At 35.6% G+C, this 17,357-nt stretch carries 15 protein-coding genes; all 15 read right to left on the bottom strand.

Annotated features, from left to right (window positions below; all coding sequences use genetic code 11):
• Nucleotides 1-3 precede the first annotated feature (3 nt).
• Nucleotides 4-1,407, bottom strand: a complete 1,404-nt coding sequence (locus ES711_RS14910; RefSeq protein ID WP_146894100.1) for a UDP-glycosyltransferase — start codon at nucleotides 1,405-1,407, stop codon at nucleotides 4-6.
• A 1-nt stretch (nucleotide 1,408) separates the two neighbouring features.
• Nucleotides 1,409-3,133: an asparagine synthase (glutamine-hydrolyzing) gene (asnB, locus tag ES711_RS14905; RefSeq protein ID WP_146894099.1), complete on the bottom strand. Its 1,725-nt coding sequence runs from the start codon at nucleotides 3,131-3,133 to the stop codon at nucleotides 1,409-1,411.
• Nucleotides 3,133-3,831, bottom strand: coding sequence for an acylneuraminate cytidylyltransferase family protein (locus tag ES711_RS14900; RefSeq protein WP_146894124.1), 699 nt, complete (start codon nucleotides 3,829-3,831; stop codon nucleotides 3,133-3,135). The genes asnB and ES711_RS14900 overlap by 1 nt, the downstream gene beginning before the upstream one ends.
• The gene (gene neuC / locus ES711_RS14895; protein WP_146894098.1) at nucleotides 3,831-4,991 is read right to left on the bottom strand and encodes a UDP-N-acetylglucosamine 2-epimerase; all 1,161 of its coding nucleotides are present in this window, start codon (nucleotides 4,989-4,991) and stop codon (nucleotides 3,831-3,833) included. Before neuC ends, ES711_RS14900 begins: the two co-directional genes overlap by 1 nt.
• Nucleotides 4,992-5,996 carry an N-acetylneuraminate synthase family protein gene (locus tag ES711_RS14890; RefSeq protein ID WP_146894097.1) on the bottom strand — a complete coding sequence of 335 codons (1,005 nt, stop codon included), beginning with the start codon at nucleotides 5,994-5,996 and terminating at the stop codon, nucleotides 4,992-4,994.
• Between the two features lie 62 nt (nucleotides 5,997-6,058).
• Nucleotides 6,059-7,195 (bottom strand): glycosyltransferase family 4 protein, encoded by a 1,137-nt coding sequence (locus ES711_RS14885; RefSeq protein ID WP_146894096.1) that lies wholly within the window; start codon nucleotides 7,193-7,195, stop codon nucleotides 6,059-6,061.
• A gap of 16 nt (nucleotides 7,196-7,211) precedes the next feature.
• Nucleotides 7,212-8,033 (bottom strand): polysaccharide pyruvyl transferase family protein, encoded by an 822-nt coding sequence (locus ES711_RS14880; protein ID WP_246139214.1) that lies wholly within the window; start codon nucleotides 8,031-8,033, stop codon nucleotides 7,212-7,214.
• Nucleotides 8,020-9,129: a glycosyltransferase family 2 protein gene (locus tag ES711_RS14875; RefSeq protein WP_246139213.1), complete on the bottom strand. Its 1,110-nt coding sequence runs from the start codon at nucleotides 9,127-9,129 to the stop codon at nucleotides 8,020-8,022. Before ES711_RS14875 ends, ES711_RS14880 begins: the two co-directional genes overlap by 14 nt.
• A 252-nt stretch (nucleotides 9,130-9,381) precedes the next feature.
• Nucleotides 9,382-10,377, bottom strand: coding sequence for a glycosyltransferase family 2 protein (locus ES711_RS14870; RefSeq protein ID WP_146894095.1), 996 nt, complete (start codon nucleotides 10,375-10,377; stop codon nucleotides 9,382-9,384).
• Nucleotides 10,361-11,620 (bottom strand): glycosyltransferase family protein, encoded by a 1,260-nt coding sequence (locus ES711_RS14865; RefSeq protein ID WP_146894094.1) that lies wholly within the window; start codon nucleotides 11,618-11,620, stop codon nucleotides 10,361-10,363. The genes ES711_RS14870 and ES711_RS14865 overlap by 17 nt, the downstream gene beginning before the upstream one ends.
• Nucleotides 11,617-12,735: a non-hydrolyzing UDP-N-acetylglucosamine 2-epimerase gene (gene wecB, locus ES711_RS14860; RefSeq protein ID WP_262713429.1), complete on the bottom strand. Its 1,119-nt coding sequence runs from the start codon at nucleotides 12,733-12,735 to the stop codon at nucleotides 11,617-11,619. Before wecB ends, ES711_RS14865 begins: the two co-directional genes overlap by 4 nt.
• Before the next feature lie 421 nt (nucleotides 12,736-13,156).
• A complete protein-coding gene (locus tag ES711_RS14855; RefSeq protein ID WP_146894093.1) occupies nucleotides 13,157-14,104 on the bottom strand; it encodes a glycosyltransferase family 2 protein in 948 nt (315 codons plus the stop codon).
• A gap of 2 nt (nucleotides 14,105-14,106) precedes the next feature.
• Nucleotides 14,107-15,054 carry a glycosyltransferase family 2 protein gene (locus tag ES711_RS14850; protein WP_146894092.1) on the bottom strand — a complete coding sequence of 316 codons (948 nt, stop codon included), beginning with the start codon at nucleotides 15,052-15,054 and terminating at the stop codon, nucleotides 14,107-14,109.
• Between the two features lie 47 nt (nucleotides 15,055-15,101).
• A complete protein-coding gene (locus tag ES711_RS14845) occupies nucleotides 15,102-15,824 on the bottom strand; it encodes a class I SAM-dependent methyltransferase (RefSeq protein ID WP_146894091.1) in 723 nt (240 codons plus the stop codon).
• On the bottom strand, nucleotides 15,821-17,080 hold the full coding sequence (locus ES711_RS14840) for an ABC transporter ATP-binding protein (RefSeq protein WP_146894090.1): 1,260 nt from the start codon (nucleotides 17,078-17,080) through the stop codon (nucleotides 15,821-15,823). Before ES711_RS14840 ends, ES711_RS14845 begins: the two co-directional genes overlap by 4 nt.
• Nucleotides 17,081-17,357: the final 277 nt, after the last annotated feature.

Raw genomic sequence — 17,357 nt, 5'->3', positions numbered from 1 at the left:
CAATTAAATTTTAATAATAGTTTCTATACTGTCCCAAATACGTGTTGAGGCAAAATTGGCTGGATGCTCATTGATCTTTTCATACCATAAATTAGCGGCACTTACGGTCGGATGAGGATGTTCTAAAAGAGCTGCGATGGACGTCGCAATGTCGTTTGGATGATTCAACCATATCACAACGGCATCCGTAGGTTTTGATCTAAAGTGAACATAATCATAAACATACACCCCTTGTTCAGGAACATTCGCGTCATTAAAATAATTATAATTCATATACAAACAAGGTTTCTGATGGATGGCAAAATCAAATACCATCGAAGATCCCAAGTTAATAACTGCTGCAGTATGTAAGGCCAAATTACTTAACAAGGTCACATCCTCTGGCAGGGGCAAAATTGTGTCCCATGCGCCGCCCAATTTTTTCCAAATCGGTTGAATGGGTACAATTACATCATTGTATGCTTCAATAACCGCATCGTAACGATTCGTAAAATCTACAGGGCAACGTCTAAAGATTAAACCCAAAGTATGCCCTTTGGTATTTAAATACCGGATTGCTTTTGCGACATCTCTAAGATACAACGGATCTTTTGGAGAGGTGGTGACATCATCTCCACTATAACACAAATAAGTAACTCCTAGGTTTAAATTGTTTTCTTGATAAAACATCTCCTTTGTTTGTAATATATCAGTATTATAATGGGGTTCAAATTGTGGTGTGCCTGTAACTACAACTTGGTTGCTTTCCACAAATGGATAATAAAACAAAAGTTCTAGTTTCATGTGATTGCTCCACACATGATAATAATCAGCTGTTACATCTAAGGTTGCTTTGGGTAAATTATCCCATGAATAGACAAAACAACCAGTATGTATGCCCAAACTCTTAGCCGCCTGTAACGGTGCTATAGCCATAACTGAACGTTGACTGCAACAATACACTAGGTCTGGTTGGTGCTGTTTTAATATCGTTTTACAGGCCTTATAATAAGCCGTGCGCTGTTCCAAGATAGGAATCATTTTTCTTAACCAAGCCAATCCTTTTTCTGAATTTAAAAAAAATACAGCCAAAGAAATCAAGAAGGCTTTTAACCCGTTTTTCCAACCGCTACGCGATAGTGGAAACACATAACTTTTATAAACAGGATCTTGTGTACGCTTCCCAAAACAGTCCAATTCCACACGTAATCTTGCGGATTTCAAAATGGTAGTTAACCAATGTAACTTTGGTTTTATAATACGTTCTTGCGAAAAGCCAAATGCTTCCAAATCAAATGGTGTATTATTCCAAAAAACAACTTCATGCCCCCTGTCAATGGCAATTTTATAAAAAGAGGTATAGGCGAAGTTACGCAAGCTCACACCATCAGGAATTAAAATAAATAATTTCACTTTTCTATTATGCATTCTAACTTATATATGCTTCTTTAGGGGTCATCATCACTGAGAAATTTACCAACTGCCAGATATGAAAACTAGACTCGTTATCACCATTACAGTAGTCATTCCAAACCTTATCAATTGCATCAGCACAAAACCAGTCCTTAAACGGTCCTGACTTAATGTGAAATAAATGCGATTCAACATAACCTTTGAGTTCGTGTCCTAACCATTCTCTTTGTGGCGTTTGTAATGGTCGTTTAGGGGCATAGGCTAAAGTATCAGGAACATAATCCTTTAAAATATCACGAAGTATTTTTTTTGATTGATTCTTGTTGATTTTGTATTCTATTGGTAAAGAAAAGGCAAATTCAACCATCTTATAATCCAAAAAAGGCTCTCGTAGTTCTGTTGAAAACGCCATTGAAATCCTATCATTAAAACGTAATGCCCTAGGAATTTTTGTATAGAACAAATCTCTGTATTGCAAATTTTGAACAGCATTGTCAAAAGGTGTAGGATAAACAATAGTTTTAGTGTAGATCAACAAATGCTCTTTTAATATTTCTGGTCTAAAGGGGCTTTTTGTAACACCTTGAATGGAACTTTTAACATTATTGGTATAGTAATCATATCCCGCGAGTTGTTCGTCCATGCCCTGTCCGTCCAAAAGCACTTTAATACCTTTCTTTGAGGCACACTCAAATAATTTTGCATAGGCTAAGGTTGGGATACCTCCAAAAGGCTCATCCTGATGCTCACTTATTTTTTCTATTAAACCCGGTACCTCTACTGAGGACAGCAGCACTTTATGTAATGGATTTGGATAATGCTTGATCATGTCTTCCACCCAAGGCAATTCATCATAATCAGAATTTCCCGTGTAAAAAGTAAAAGCTTCAATTTGTGAGGAATTGGAAGTGTAAACGTTTACAAAAGCCAATAATGCAGAACTATCTAAGCCGCCACTGATATTAATTCCAATTGGTACATCTGCTCTAAAACGGAGTTTAATGCTTTCTAACAGCAATGATTTATAATGCTCTTTGGCTTGGTTATAATCATTTATTTGAGGTTGATTTTTGACGGCCAAAACAAAATCATACCATTTTGTTATTGAGGTAGTGTCACCTTGATACTCTAAATAATGTCCTGGTGGCAATTGATGTACTTCTTCCCAAAATGTTTCATTCGGCATACCGTAACTACCACTAGAAAAATAATTGATCCAAACTTTTTGGTTGGGTTCCTTGGGAGTTCCGCTATTATGAATGGCTTTAATTTCGCTAGAAAACAGGAATGCTCCTTTTACATTTGTATAAAAAAAAGGTTTTACGCCAAATCTATCCCTAGCGGCAAAAAGATGTTGATTCTGTAAATCCCAAATAGCAAAGGCAAACATTCCATTAAGTTTATGTAAACACTCTTTACCATACACCATATACGCTGCAAGCAACACCTCAGTATCAGATTCCGTCTTAAAATTATATGCTGATTTTAACTCTGACTTCAATTCAATGTAATTGTAAATCTCACCATTAAACACAATGACATATCTACTTGATCCATCCAAAAAAGGTTGATTTGCTTCAAATGAAAGATCTATAATTGCCAATCTGTTATGACCTAAAACTGCAAGATCCTTATCTTGGAAAACCTGAGTGGCATCTGGTCCTCTGTGATTTTGGCACCATAACATCCTATTGAAATCATAATTTTTATAATCTCCGATAATTCCTGCAATTCCGCACATTATACTTTGTTTTTCTTAATAAAGTCAATTGCTTTGTTCCAGTCGTTCATGCTGTCCAAATTAACATAGCCTTCAGCGGGCGATTCTATAAAACCCACTCTTTTTCCATATAGAGACCGCTGCTCCAGAAGCGTTTTGGTGGTGGTCAAGTAAATAGCCCCGTCCCGGTGGTAAGCCTCCGGCAACTCTTGTCGTCTACTAATAATTTTAGATTCACCCGTCGCTATATCCAAATAGCCTTTGTCGTTTGCTTCGAAAGTCCAATGGGGATTATAAACATGTGGCACCTTTTGAACCGAGATTAAGGCATCACAATTAGAGGAACTAAACTTGTCAATAGCCGCATCTAAAAACGCCAAGGTTCTGAAGGGATAGGTCACTTGCAATAAACAAACCGCATCAAAATGAATATTCTGATTTTTATACCAATTTAAAGCATGAAGAATCACCTCTACCGTTGGGGTATCATCTTGGGCCAATTCCGCAGGTCTTTTAAAAGGTGTTTTAATGCCTAGTTTTTTGGCGACGGACATAATTTCATCATCGTCCGTGGACACTATGACTTCTGAAAGCAGGTTTGAGCGTAAGGCAACCTCAGCGGTGTATGTCAACAACGGTTTCCCTTCTAATAATTTAATATTTTTTTTAGGAATACCTTTTGAACCGCCTCTTGCCGGAATAATGCCCAATATTCTCATCAATACATTATGGTTTTATGAAAGCGCAATTCTACGGTCGCCAAAATATCAGCAATCTTTTTACCACTATTGCCATTGCCATAAATGGTGCTGGCTTCACGTTTAGATGTTTTCAATTGCTCTAAAATTGCATTTTTAATAGCACTACCATCATAGGTCACATCTACTGTATTTTGACCGCGTTGTCTTCTGTTTTGCCGTGTGCCTATATTCACCACAGGAATTCCTAAAAAAGAACATTCCCTGATTCCCACACTGCTATTGCCGATTAAGCATTGGCTGTGGTGCAACAATTTTAAAAAATCTATAGCGTCCATATTCTTAAAAAACCGAATATGCTTCGGATTGTGTTTCTCCCTAAAGGCACGAATCCCGTTGGAAGTGCCATCAGATCCTGCATCTACATTGGGCCAAAACCAAAACGTTGGGATCTCCAATTCGTTAATCACGTGGAGGGTTGTGGTAATGTCAGACTTCGCTTTATGATATTCATTGGTGACGGGGTGTTGCAGCACTACCAAATAATTTTCAGGCATCTCCGTCAACCCACCTACCCCACCATATTTCTCTATGGGATTAAAATCTAATTCCGTTTGATCTGTTAGGCCTTGGGCAATATCTATCGATGGGCAGCCGGTATTAAAAACAAAATCAGCATCTTCTCCTAACTTGATCACCCGAGCCTTGGCATCTTCTGAAGCAACAAAATGAATATCTGCCAACTTGGTATTGGCATGACGCACTTTTTCGTCAATATTCCCGGTAACTTCACCGCCCTGTAAATGCACCAAAGGAATATTTTGATAGGCCGCAGCAATAGACGTAGCAATGGTTTCGAAACGGTCGGCAATCGTAATCACCGCATCGGGCTTTAAATTGTAAAAGACGTTGGCAAGTTCCATAACTCCAAGACCTGTGGTTTTGGCCATAGCGGTCTTGTTCTCGCCCTCTAGCACCATAAAAACACGTTCGTCAATCTTAAAGCCGTCGCGCTCTATATAATCGGCGGCATTGCCATAACGGTCCAATAAGGCTGATCCTGCCACCACCAGTTGCAACTGTAAATTAGGGTGTTCATTTATAGCAGTTAGCACCGTTTTCACCCTACTGTAAGACGGGCGGGCGGTAATCACCACACATATGTTTCTAATACTTTCCATTTAATCGATATCTTTTGTATTTAAGAACTCCCATGCGGCCAATGTCCTGTTCAATTGCTTTCCTATAACCTTTTCAAATTCACAAGCATCAATTCCAAAACCTTTTGGCTTTTTAGCCTCTAAGTCGGCAAAAGATAAATAATGTCCTTTTGGTAAGGTTTTATTGACTGCTAAGGATTTCTCAAAGATTTGTTTGAGTTCAGAAAACGGACGCGTATCGGTTTTTGTTATAGGATGCTGTAAGCTTTTATGAATATAGCGTGCATCATTAGTGAGTTGTTTTGCTTGCGCTATGGTAAGTGAAGCACTGGCATCTGGCCCCATCTCATTGGCATCCAAGATTACATGAAATTCCAAAAACTCAGCCCCCATTGCCACGGCAGCCACGCCGGTACTTATTTGAGCTGAATGATCAGAAAATCCAATAGGCACCTGATACCGGTTCTTAAGTTCTTGTATAACATTTAAACCCAATTGTTCAGCACTTGTGGGGTATGCGGTAGTGCACTGCATCATACTATAGGCCACATGTCTTTCCTTTAAAAAGGCTACCGCAGCATCCAACTCGTCATAAGAACTCATCCCTGAAGAGAGAATAACAGGTTTTTTAGTTTGGGAAAATTTTTCCAACAATAAAAAATTGCTGACTTCTCCTGATCCAATTTTATAACGCTTAACACCTACTTCTTCTAATACATCAACAGCGGCATTGCTAAACGGCGAACTCATAAACTCCAAACCAGTCGCATCACAGTGTTCCTTTAATTCTTTCCACTCCCCTATGGTAAATTCCATCGCTTTCCAATAGTCAAACCGAGTAGCATAGGCCTCAGTAAACTTGACTCTAAACGGCTCATGAATACTGCTTTCAGCATCCGCAATATGAGTTTGAAATTTAATGGCATCAACGCCTGTAGTCGCAACGGCATCAATATAGTCATGGGCTTTTTGCAAACTGCCGCCGTGGGCTTGGGCAATTTCGGCAATAAGGAAGAGATTATTCATTAAATAGACTATTTTCTTTAATCAAATATATAAAACTTAATTATACATGCCGTTTCAACGCTTCAAATGTACTGAATACTATTATAAGCTTTAAGAACCTGATTTGTAATCAAACCTATTTCCAATTGAGGTTTTAATTCGTTTTGATTGGTTATAAACGCATTTTCCCTGAGCTCAACATCAGAAAGTGCTTTTATTAAGAATGCTTTAATCATTTCAACATCCTCACAGTCTTCAATGAGTAATCCGTTTTGCCCATGGTTTATAATTTCAGCTGTAGCACCACCTGGGTTAGATTGTATAGGGAAAGCTCCCATAATAATAGCTTCCAACAATGTATTCGGCATTCCATCAGAAAAACTATTTCCAATGTAGATTAAGCTTTCTCCCATCAACTTAAGAACTTCAGAATGTTTGAGAACGCCCTTTACTTCAATAAACTCATTGTCTTTAAATAATTTATAGGCATCAAAAAATTCATCATCTGCCCCAAAAACGACCACTTTATAAGGAGTCAATATTTCTTTAATTTCTATTAAGGCTTCTATTACTTTAATGGCTTTACCAAAGCGTTGTTCATAACCTTTCACTAGAATTATATTCCGTTCTGGTAATGACTTTACATATGGATTATATGCACTTAAATTATAACCACCTCCACCGGGAAAAACACCTAAAACCTCACCTTGAAAACCCAATTCCTTCGCAATACCAATATCACGTTGACAATCAGCAAACATATAGTCAATTTCAGGTAACACTCTCATGATGTCTCTTTTATAAGAGTCAATATTTTTATAATAAAACAAATCATTTCCCCATGCAGAGTATATCCAAGCAATGTTTTTGTATTTACACATAATACTTAGTATGGGAGTACAAGATAGATATAAGACAAAACTTTGCACCACGTCAGGATTTATCTCTTTTAAGTATGCCTCAAAAACTTTGTCCACATGTCTTTCATTAAGAGGCTTAATCAGATTATATGTTTTGGGAAAATATTCTTTTAAATAATAGCGTCCAGGAAAATCCCATCTGTATTTCCAACTTTTCTTTTGACTTAGCCATGGCATATTATTATAAGTTCCAACTTTACCACTAATATCAAAATAAAACACCTCATGTCCTGAATGTTCCAATTGTTCAGTCCAACGTTTAAAATGAATGGATTTTATTGACACTAATAGAATTTTCATACCCTACAACTCATTTTTATTTAAATGGACAAACACTCATTAAATCCTCTTGTAATTTCTTTACGGCAGAGGGTTTGGGCAAACTATTTTCAGTATCAAAAAATTGTAATAATACATCCAATTCGAATAACCTTTGCAACTGATTTGGTTTGTAAGGCGCCATAGCAACCGACTCAAAATAATCCTGAAACTTAATCCCATCACCGAAAAGCTTATCAGAAAACTCTACCCAAACCGCTGGAATTTGATAGACATGAGCAATAATAAGCCCATGCAGAGACGATGAAATGATATGTTCGCATTGCAAGAACAAATCCGTGGTGGCTTCAATATCCATGGTCATTAAATCTATGACTAGAATATCTGCTGTACCATGATACATTTCATGAACCTGCTTATAATCATTGTAATGAGGTACAATACCTAAACGGTACCGTTTATCAGCCTTAGTAGGGTGGTAATATATAGGCATTAAAATAGCAGGATCACCATAAACTTCGGGCACTTCATGCCCTTGGGCTATAAGGTTCTGTCTGGTTTGCGGACCTCTTACTGCTAAAAATGATGCAGCTTTTACCACTTGTTTTTTTTGGATAATACCACTACCCCAAACCACGCATTTTTTATTGACGTGTGCCAAGACACTCCCGGCTGTTACGTAAATGGGCTGAAAATAATCTTTTATATGCCAATGTTTGGGATGTACCCAAACCACCTTTCTATTGGATATTTTTGTTGCTAAATAGGCACCAATCAAATCGCCATAATTTTCTTTGGCTTTACCCATTAAATAGGGTTCGCTCCACCAAAATAAACGAATGGATTTAGATCTTGCCATGAGTAGCTGTTTTAAAATCGATGGTAAAACGGATCTGTTTTAAATCGTCCGAAATACTATAATTATAATTCCTGTCACGATATTGAAAGAGTATGTTTTTTAAAATAAGATCATTTACGGCTTTCATGGACATATAAAGTTGTGTCTGTTTACCCAAACTTTGCTTAATTTTATATTTTAAGGTATTATAATAGGCCGCTTCACTTATAATAACTTGAACAACCTTCTTGGGATGTTTCTTTAGATCTTCACCAAAACAATGCTCTAGATGAGCCAAAATATTATCAAGCTGGATAACAACATCTGGTTGCTCTAAGGTTTTTAAATCTGATTTAGTAAAACAGTTTCCCCAAGTTTTAGGGTTTGGGTGCAGCATCTGTTGAGATTCATTCCATAAAAAATGACGCTGATTTAACCGCAACACATTAGTAAGTCTGGGTTGAATTTGAAGCGATTCCTTTCTTTTTTGAGGATATCGTTCATGCCATTGATGGTAGAGCAAGAGATCATCACAGTTATTCCGTAACGTACCAGACATTAATATTCTAGAATTTAGATCTTCATCTTCAGAACCATAAAAGTGAAAAAACTCATCCAATCCACCAATGGCTTCTAAAGCAAATTTTGGAAACAAACCAATCCCAAACGTATCGCCAATATGGGTTGTTTGAATATGATTTAAATTTAGATGTTGTTGCTGTTGTTCTGTTACCTCCTTAGACAGATAGCCAATTTTAAAGAGCGAAAACGAGTTTGATTGTGATAATTTCACAGCAGTTTCTAAAAAGTGTTCTGTAAATAACACATCAACATCAGCTATAATAATAAATTCGCTATGAGCTTTTTTTATACCGAAATTCAAGGCTTTGCTCTTGTTCCATAGCAAGCCAGGGTGTCCCACATACCAATATTTAGCGAATTCAAACTCATTTACGATAATTTCTACAGCCTTAGAATAATTATCTTGACTGCCATAATCTACAAAAATAACCTCAAAGTTTTCATAGGTCTGTAAGCGTAGAGATTCTAAAGACAATCTTACGCGGGAAATGTCACGATTTCTGTATGCATAAAGAAGCTGAATATTATTTGTCAAAATAAATAAAGATACTTTTTCTGTTTTTAATTTCTATTTTTAGCAAATTATAACTTTTTCTCGTTATAATTTGATTTTAGCTCCTAATGTAACAAACAATACTTTAAGTTATCATTGTTTCAAATTAGTTAGAGAATACAATCAGATATTGTGGTTTTTATAAACCATACATTGATCAAATTTAGCCATTCCCATTAGCGAATCGCTGGAAAGTATATGCTTATATTAACTCTAATTAAAAAGTCAAAGAAATTAAGGTCTAATACATTTTAGAATTATGTCAATTGATCTTTTTTTCTCATATTTGAGAAGTAATTCTGGTTTATTTATTAGGATATAAAAGAGCATTGAAATATTTTGATTTTTTTTAAAACGTTGGATATTATAACGTAATCTTAAATCAATTTGTTTTTTTAAAATTTTGCGATTAATTTCTAAAGGCAAAGAATCGTAGATTTTATTAAACAAGTCTTGTTTTAAGAATTCTCTGACATTAATTTCTTGTGTTAAATGAAGTTTCATGACAATTTCTGAAAGTACAATATTATTCTCTATCAAAAAATATTTCCTGTAAGATTGGGTAAGTCGATCTTTGAAATTATTGCTTAATTCACTTAATGGATCATCGATCGATGAACTTAAACTATTACCGTGTTTTCGATAGTAATATAAGAATTTATCTATATGACTAAACTCATATTTTCTTGATGCTTGCAACCAAAAATCGTAATCTTCAATGCCGTGAAGTAGTTCATCATAACCTCCTAAATTTTCGTAAACTTCTTTTCTATACAAGAAACAAGCTCCGATGATATTATCCAACAGGATAGTACGTGTTTTACAATAAATGTACTTTCCTTTAATATCATTATGCTCATCAATATGATATAAATTACTATATACAATGTCTGCATTATTATTTTCTATAGAAATCACCATCTCTTCTATAGCATTTGGAGCATAAACATTGTCATCTGAGGTCCATGTCATAAGGGTCCCTTGAGCAGTCCTGTGCCCTATATTCAAGCTTGCAGGCAACTTTTTATTGGTTGCATTGTGAATTGCACGTACCCTATTATCTTTATTAGCAAATCCTTCAATTATAGAGTAACTACTATCAGTAGAAGCATCATTTACAATTATTAATTCAATATTTTTATAGGATTGGGCAAGGCAACTATTAATAGACTGCGCCAAAAATTGCTCACCATTGAATACTGGCAAAATAATGCTAACTAACTTTTTCATTATTTAAAACACTTTTCAGATGGATATAAGTACAAAAGTCACTCAAGTCAGGACGATTTAAAAAAAGATTTTTAGGGTCTGACATCCATGTCTGATATAAACTTATCATTGCTTTTGCTATTTCCTCTATCTCATTAAAATCAAATTGATATGGGTATTCTTTTCCTAATAACCTTTTAGTTTCACTATAATAGGGTCCAATATAAATAATAGGTCTATTGGCAGCCACACAGTGCGGAAACTTACCAGGTAAAAATGGACTGATTTCAGATTTAGCTTCTAATATCACATTAACACTAGCTACTTGTTGCATGGCATAAACTGCATTAAAGGCAACATAATCCTCACTGTTATATAAAGATGGCAGACTGTTTTTTTGTTTTATAAAATAAGCATCATACTGGGATGGTTTCCCTAAGAAAATAAGCGAAGATGTTTCTATTGCTTCTGGGTGTTGTTCTAAAAACAAGGCATAAGCCTCAACTATAGGCTTGGGATCTCTTAAATCTAAAAGGTTGCCAGCATGAAGTATATTAAACTTTTCAACCTTAAAATAATCTGGAAATTTCGCATCTACATTTTCAATGCTAGTAGTTATTTGATGCGGAATGATTAAACTTTTACCTTCAATAGACCCATAATAGCTTTGCATCCACTCCTTCAACAATTGACTAGGGAATATGATGCGTTTTGCTTTTTTGGTGACCTCCATAAAAAATAAGCGCTGTTGTCGATACCCATGTGGCACATAATTATAAGGTCGTGGATACAATTGTTGCGGAAATGGATCATGAACATAGGCATACCACTTTGTGTGCCATTGGGGCAATTCAAGAACCGCCTTGTGAGATCGATAACTATTACCTTTACTTAAGGTCCAAATCATGTCATATTCATTATGATTGTATTTATCAACGGCATCTTCTATACTCTTGGCGTCATTAAAAAAACCAAACGAAAAACCAAACATCTTATCAATAGCATCGCCAATATCAATCTTAAACCAACGGTTTAATAACCTATGGACTCTACTTAGCAGGTAAATGAAATTATTTTTACGTTCATTAATCGCGAGGCATTCTATTCCCTCAAGCTGTATTTCCTTTTGTGTAAAATGCAAAACGGTTAAGGCATAACCTGCTTTGGCTAAACTTTTAATTAAGGCCACGCGTCCTTTGGTGCCACTGCTGTCATCAATATTGATGGATTCTGCTACAATTAAAATACGTTTGTTAGTGCTCATTTAACTAAAGCTTTTAATCGTTGAACAATTTGAGCAGAAGCAGTTCCATCACCGTATGGATTTTTTAATATGGTTCTCTTTTTAGTGTCATCTAAAAACATGTTTGCATAGTTTATTATTTTTTCAACTGATGAACCAACCAAAATGGAACACCCTGTATCAAGTCCTTCTGGACGCTCTGTAACCTCCCGTGTCACCAATACAGGCACATTGAACGTTGGAGCTTCTTCTTGGATACCACCTGAATCAGAAATTACTAAAGCGGCTTGGTTTAACAACCAGACCATACTGGCATAATCAAGTGGTTCTATAAGCTTAATATTAGGATGATCCCCTAATGCTGCAAAAGCAGGATTGCTAACTTTAGGGTTGAGATGAACAGGGAACACCAAACAAACATCGTCCCGTTGTGCAAGGTTTAAAAGTGCTTGACAAATATGATCGAACTTGCTTCCAAAATTTTCTCGCCGATGTCCAGTAACTAAAATAATTTTCTTTTTGAAATCTAGCTTTTCTTTCAAAACACGTATTGTAGGCGTCAAAAATCCATTATCTATTTTACTCTTAGCAATATGTAAGGCATCTATAATGGTATTTCCTACAAGATATATTTGTGAGGGCAGAATGTGTTCATTTAATAAATTTTGCTGAGCTCTTTGGGTTGGCGCAAAATGAAAATCAGCGAGTCTCCCTGTTAACTGCCTATTCATTTCTTCAGGAAAGGGCGCCTGTTTAATATAGGTGCGCAAACCTGCTTCAACATGACCTACTTTTATACCATTCTGGAAAGCCGACAACGCGACCATGACTGAAGTAGTTGTATCTCCATGCACTAAGACCATATCAAAGTGCTCTCGTTTCAAAACAGCATCCATTGCCATAATTATGCGAGCACTGAGTTGATTCAAACTCTGATTAGTTTGCATCAAGTTTAAATCAAAATCAGGTATTATATCAAAAAATTGTAATACTTGATCTAACATCTCCCGATGTTGCGCCGTAACACAAACTTTAAAATCTAAACCTTCCTTTTTCAAAGCATAACATACTGGAGCCATTTTGATAGCTTCAGGACGTGTACCAAAACAGACCAGTATTCTTAAATCATTTGACACTATTCTAATTTCTTTATAATTTCAGGATTAAACTATTTATAATTTATTCTTGTAAACAAATATAGCTAAAACTGGTTCAATATAATTCTCCAGTTCCTGATTGACATAGTCCATTTTTTAGTGCTTTTTTTAACCGCCTGAAACACTAATTTCATTATGGGTTCATCCGTGGGAAAAACGGCCCTTTTCTTGATGTATTTCCTGATTTTGCCAATAAGTTTGCTTGTGTAAAAAATGGCGCTAATTTCTTTGGAAAATTCAATGATCACAGAGAGTTCATCCCACCTGTATTCCAACTATTAACGACATACCTCAATGTGGATGTATTTCGGTAAAATGCAAAATCAATAGTTTAACCTTAAATTCATTTAAACTGTTTATTAATGTAAGCTGTCCATTTGACCCACTGCTATCTTTAACATCAAATGATTCTGCTATTATTATAATTTCTAACGATTTTCGATTTAATCTTATAATAAGCTTTTAACATAGGATAAATATCATAACCTATACTATAAAAAAATGTTTGAAAAGATTTCATTCTATAATATTCCATAGTCAACATTAGAATACTCTTATCTTTCAAAATTATTGATTGGTTCAAGAAGTATTTAAATAAATCCTTATTTAAAAGCAATTTTTCCCCAAGATTTACAATAGCAAGTTTTCTTGCCCTTACTGTAGATTTATAATAGACTGAATCTTTATTTAGAAATCGTGCAGTGCTAGAATTACTATGTTTTCTCGCAAATATTAAGTCCATCTCCAATTTAATACCGGACAATCCATTAGATAATAGCCTTTGAAAATACTCCCACTCATCAGAATAAATTAAGGTTTCATTAAAGCGCTCACTTCCAATGGCTGTTCTTTTCCAAACAACGGCACATGTATTAAAAGGAAGAATATTTGCTATAATTTTATAATAATCCTCTTCGGCAATTGTAGTTATCTTGTAGGAATTATCCAATTTGAACTGTAATTCGGAGTCATTATAAAAAACCGATCTACCATAATTGCAAAAATCTATTTCTTCATACTGATCGAATGCGTTCATGGAATATTCCAATAATTTTGGATGCGCTATATCATCATCATCAAAAAACAAAATATAATCATGCAAGGCATTGTCTATACCCATATTCCTACATCCACAAGGGCCTTTCGTATATTCTTTACTACGGATAAAATACTTTATGCGGTAATCCTTAATATTTTCAATAATATGTTTTGTATTATCTGTAGAACCATCATCAATTAAAATGATTTCCCAATTCTTAAAACTTTGATTCATAAAAGATTGTAAAGTATAAAGAATAAAATGAGCTCTATTAAACGTAGGCATTATAACCGATACGGAATTATCCATAATTAAGATTTCAATAATTTTTCACCTCTTCCAAACCAACAGTAGCTATAGAAACTGAGATTTACTTTTAATGCAAAATTCCGACTAAATATATCATTTTTCACATTAACAATTTCTTTAATTCTTTTTGCATTCTCAAAATCTTTATGAACCAAAAAAGTAGAATAAGTCATTTGAATCATCCTTATACAATGATTTCTAGATTTCTTAGAAAGTTTAGATTTGTAATTTTCCAAAATCTTTAAATGTGCCATAAAGATAGAATTGGTTTTGGAACTATTATAGCCAGATAAACTAATTGATTCTACATGCACACGAATATTCGTTAAAGTGCGATTAACGCAAATATAATCCTTTGAAATATAAAGCATTTTACAAAAAAAATCATATTCCTGATATCGAAATAAAGCTTCATCAAATTTTAAATTATATTCAGATAAGTAAGTCCTCTTGACAATTAAAGATGGCGTGTAAAATTTAATCTTATCTTGAACAAAATCATTAAATGCATCATTTGAATTCAAAGGTTTATTTAATTTATACTCAACATTTAAAGAATTCTCATTAAAAAAAGCACAGTTACTTACACAGAATTTAATATCAGGATTTTCAACTAAAACCTCTACCTGAATTAGCAATTTGTTTGAATCCATTAGGTCATCACTATCAAACCAATTCACATAATCACCCTTACTCAACTCAAACCCATAATTTCTTGCGGCATTACCACCCTGTGGCCTATTCTTTGGTCGATGATGGTATTGAAATCTAAAGTCTTTAGCACAATACGTCTCCATAAGAGCAGAAGTCCCATCGGTACTTCCGTCATCCACCACGATACACTCCCAGTTGGTATAGGTTTGAGCCAATACACTATCAAGCGTTTCACCAATTAGGTGTGCGCGGTTAAAGGTGGGGATGATTATGGAGACTAAAGCCTGATTTGTCATTATTTAAGCTGGCTGATATATAAAAATTGCCTTTACAACTCCTTACTCTACATACTATTGATAAACTGATATTTTGCACTTGCGATTACAACAACGGTTTTTTGACCCTGATAAGTGCCATAATGAACTTTTATGTTTTCTGTTTTGAAATATTTCAAAATATCCTTTAAGGTATCTTGCTCCCCTTTACGGTTACAATCGTCCAGAAGTATAATAAAATCATCGGACTTTCCTAACCGTAAGATAGTCTCTATGATATCATACCGTGAATATCGCTCACTTCCATTAGGCCCATCAATAATATATAGATTATATGGTTGCGATATGACTGTTTTTAAATTCTGATAATGATTACTTTCATAACCTTTAACATCCTTCAAAATTAGCGGACATATTGCCACCTGCGTTGTAACTGGTAATTGAAATTGGCTATTAAAAACATCTAACCATTCCTGATTATGTTCTATTATCAGATAAGTTGTTTGGGGTAAATAATTATTAATATAGGTTGATACAAATTTACTCGACTCACCCAAACCAAATTCTAAAATAGACTTTGGTTTATGATCTCTTAAAATACGATGTAACAGGTAAAAAAACGCATACCCACCTGCATAACGGCCTATATTCAGTGGTAAGTTTTCTAAATAATCAACACCTCTTATACTGTCATGAAATACATGGGCCCAATTTTGTTCTTGCAACAACAAGCGCGTATTTTTATGCGAAATACGATTCTCTTGAATTAATGCCTTTATTCTTTTTATCATAAATTATAATCAACTTCAAAATCTAACAATACTCTACTTTGATTTTGAGGCACCAATTTTCCTGATCCATGGTAATCCCCCTCGATGACCTCAAATGAAAACGCATTTTGAATCCAATCAGCCACTACTTTATCTATAGATATATGCGTCGTGACATGATAAACACCTTTGTTCAAATTCAATTTTGAAACTTTAAAAGTTACCGTATTAATAATTTCTTGAGTGTCGTTTGTTAATAAAGTATTACTTATCCACGCAATCCGCTGTCCAATGCCATCATCAATACGTAAATCAAAATCCAATTGCGAATTTAATTTTTTATGCAGATTTTCTAAGGTAAAGGTGATATGAAAGGGGGACCCAGATTGTGGGTTTCGATTTCTTTGGCTACCGTATATTGCAACGTCAATTAATTTAACTAATCCAGATCCTTTACGATCACTTATTTTTGCTATATTAAAAATATCTTCTTTGGAATTTAAATAATAACTTATAGCATTATCTGTTGCTCCTTCAAAAACCGTTTTCCCGTGCTCTAATACAATCGCTCTTGAACATAAACTCTTTACCGCAGCCATATTATGACTCACAAACAGCACCGTTCGCCCGTCACCTTGGCTAATATCCTGCATTTTGCCAATGGCTTTTTTTTGAAACTCGGCATCCCCAACCGCCAACACTTCATCAATCACCAAAATATCAGGTTCTAAATGCGCGGCTACGGCAAAAGCTAATCGCACGGTCATCCCCGAGGAGTAGCGTTTTACTGGGGTGTCAATATAACGCTCACAACCAGAAAACGAAATGATTTCGTCCATTTTGGAATGAATTTCTTTTTTGGTCATCCCCAAGATAGCGCCATTCAGATATATATTTTCACGGCCGGTCATCTCTGGATGAAACCCTGTGCCCACTTCCAATAGTGAGGCAATCCGACCTTTGGTTTTGATTTCACCTGTAGTAGGGCTGGTCACACGGGATAAAATTTTCAATAAGGTGGACTTTCCTGCCCCATTTTTACCGATAATACCCAAGACTTCGCCACGTCGCACTTCAAAGTTGATGTCCTGCAACGCCCAAACGTATTCAGAAGTGCCTTTGGTGCTACGGTCATTGGAATCACCCACTTTTAAGAAGGGGTCTTCCTTACCACGTACCTTATGCCACCACCGGTTGAGATCATGACTGATGGTGCCCGTTCCCACGGTGCCTAGTCGGTATTGTTTGCTGATATTTTCGGCTTTTAGTATGATCATTAGATCTTTAATATTATTATTTAGTCGGTTATTGGGAGGGTAGCTCGGCAATCCGTTCCGTCATTGCGAGGAGCGCTGTAGGACCACGTGGCAATGGTTATTGTCATTGCGAGGAGCGACCCTAGGAGTGACGTGGCAATCTTTAGGTTGGGACTGTCCAACCTTGAGATTGCTTCGGTCGTACCTCCCTCGCAATGACGCCGGGTTGGGTTGTACCTCCCTCGCAATGACGCCGGGGTCGGGTCGTACCTCACTCGCAATGACGCTCGGGGTGGGG

The organism is Gelidibacter salicanalis (assembly GCF_007997285.1).
In the GTDB taxonomy this organism is placed as follows: domain Bacteria; phylum Bacteroidota; class Bacteroidia; order Flavobacteriales; family Flavobacteriaceae; genus Gelidibacter; species Gelidibacter salicanalis.
This window is presented reverse-complemented; position numbering and strand designations above follow the sequence as displayed.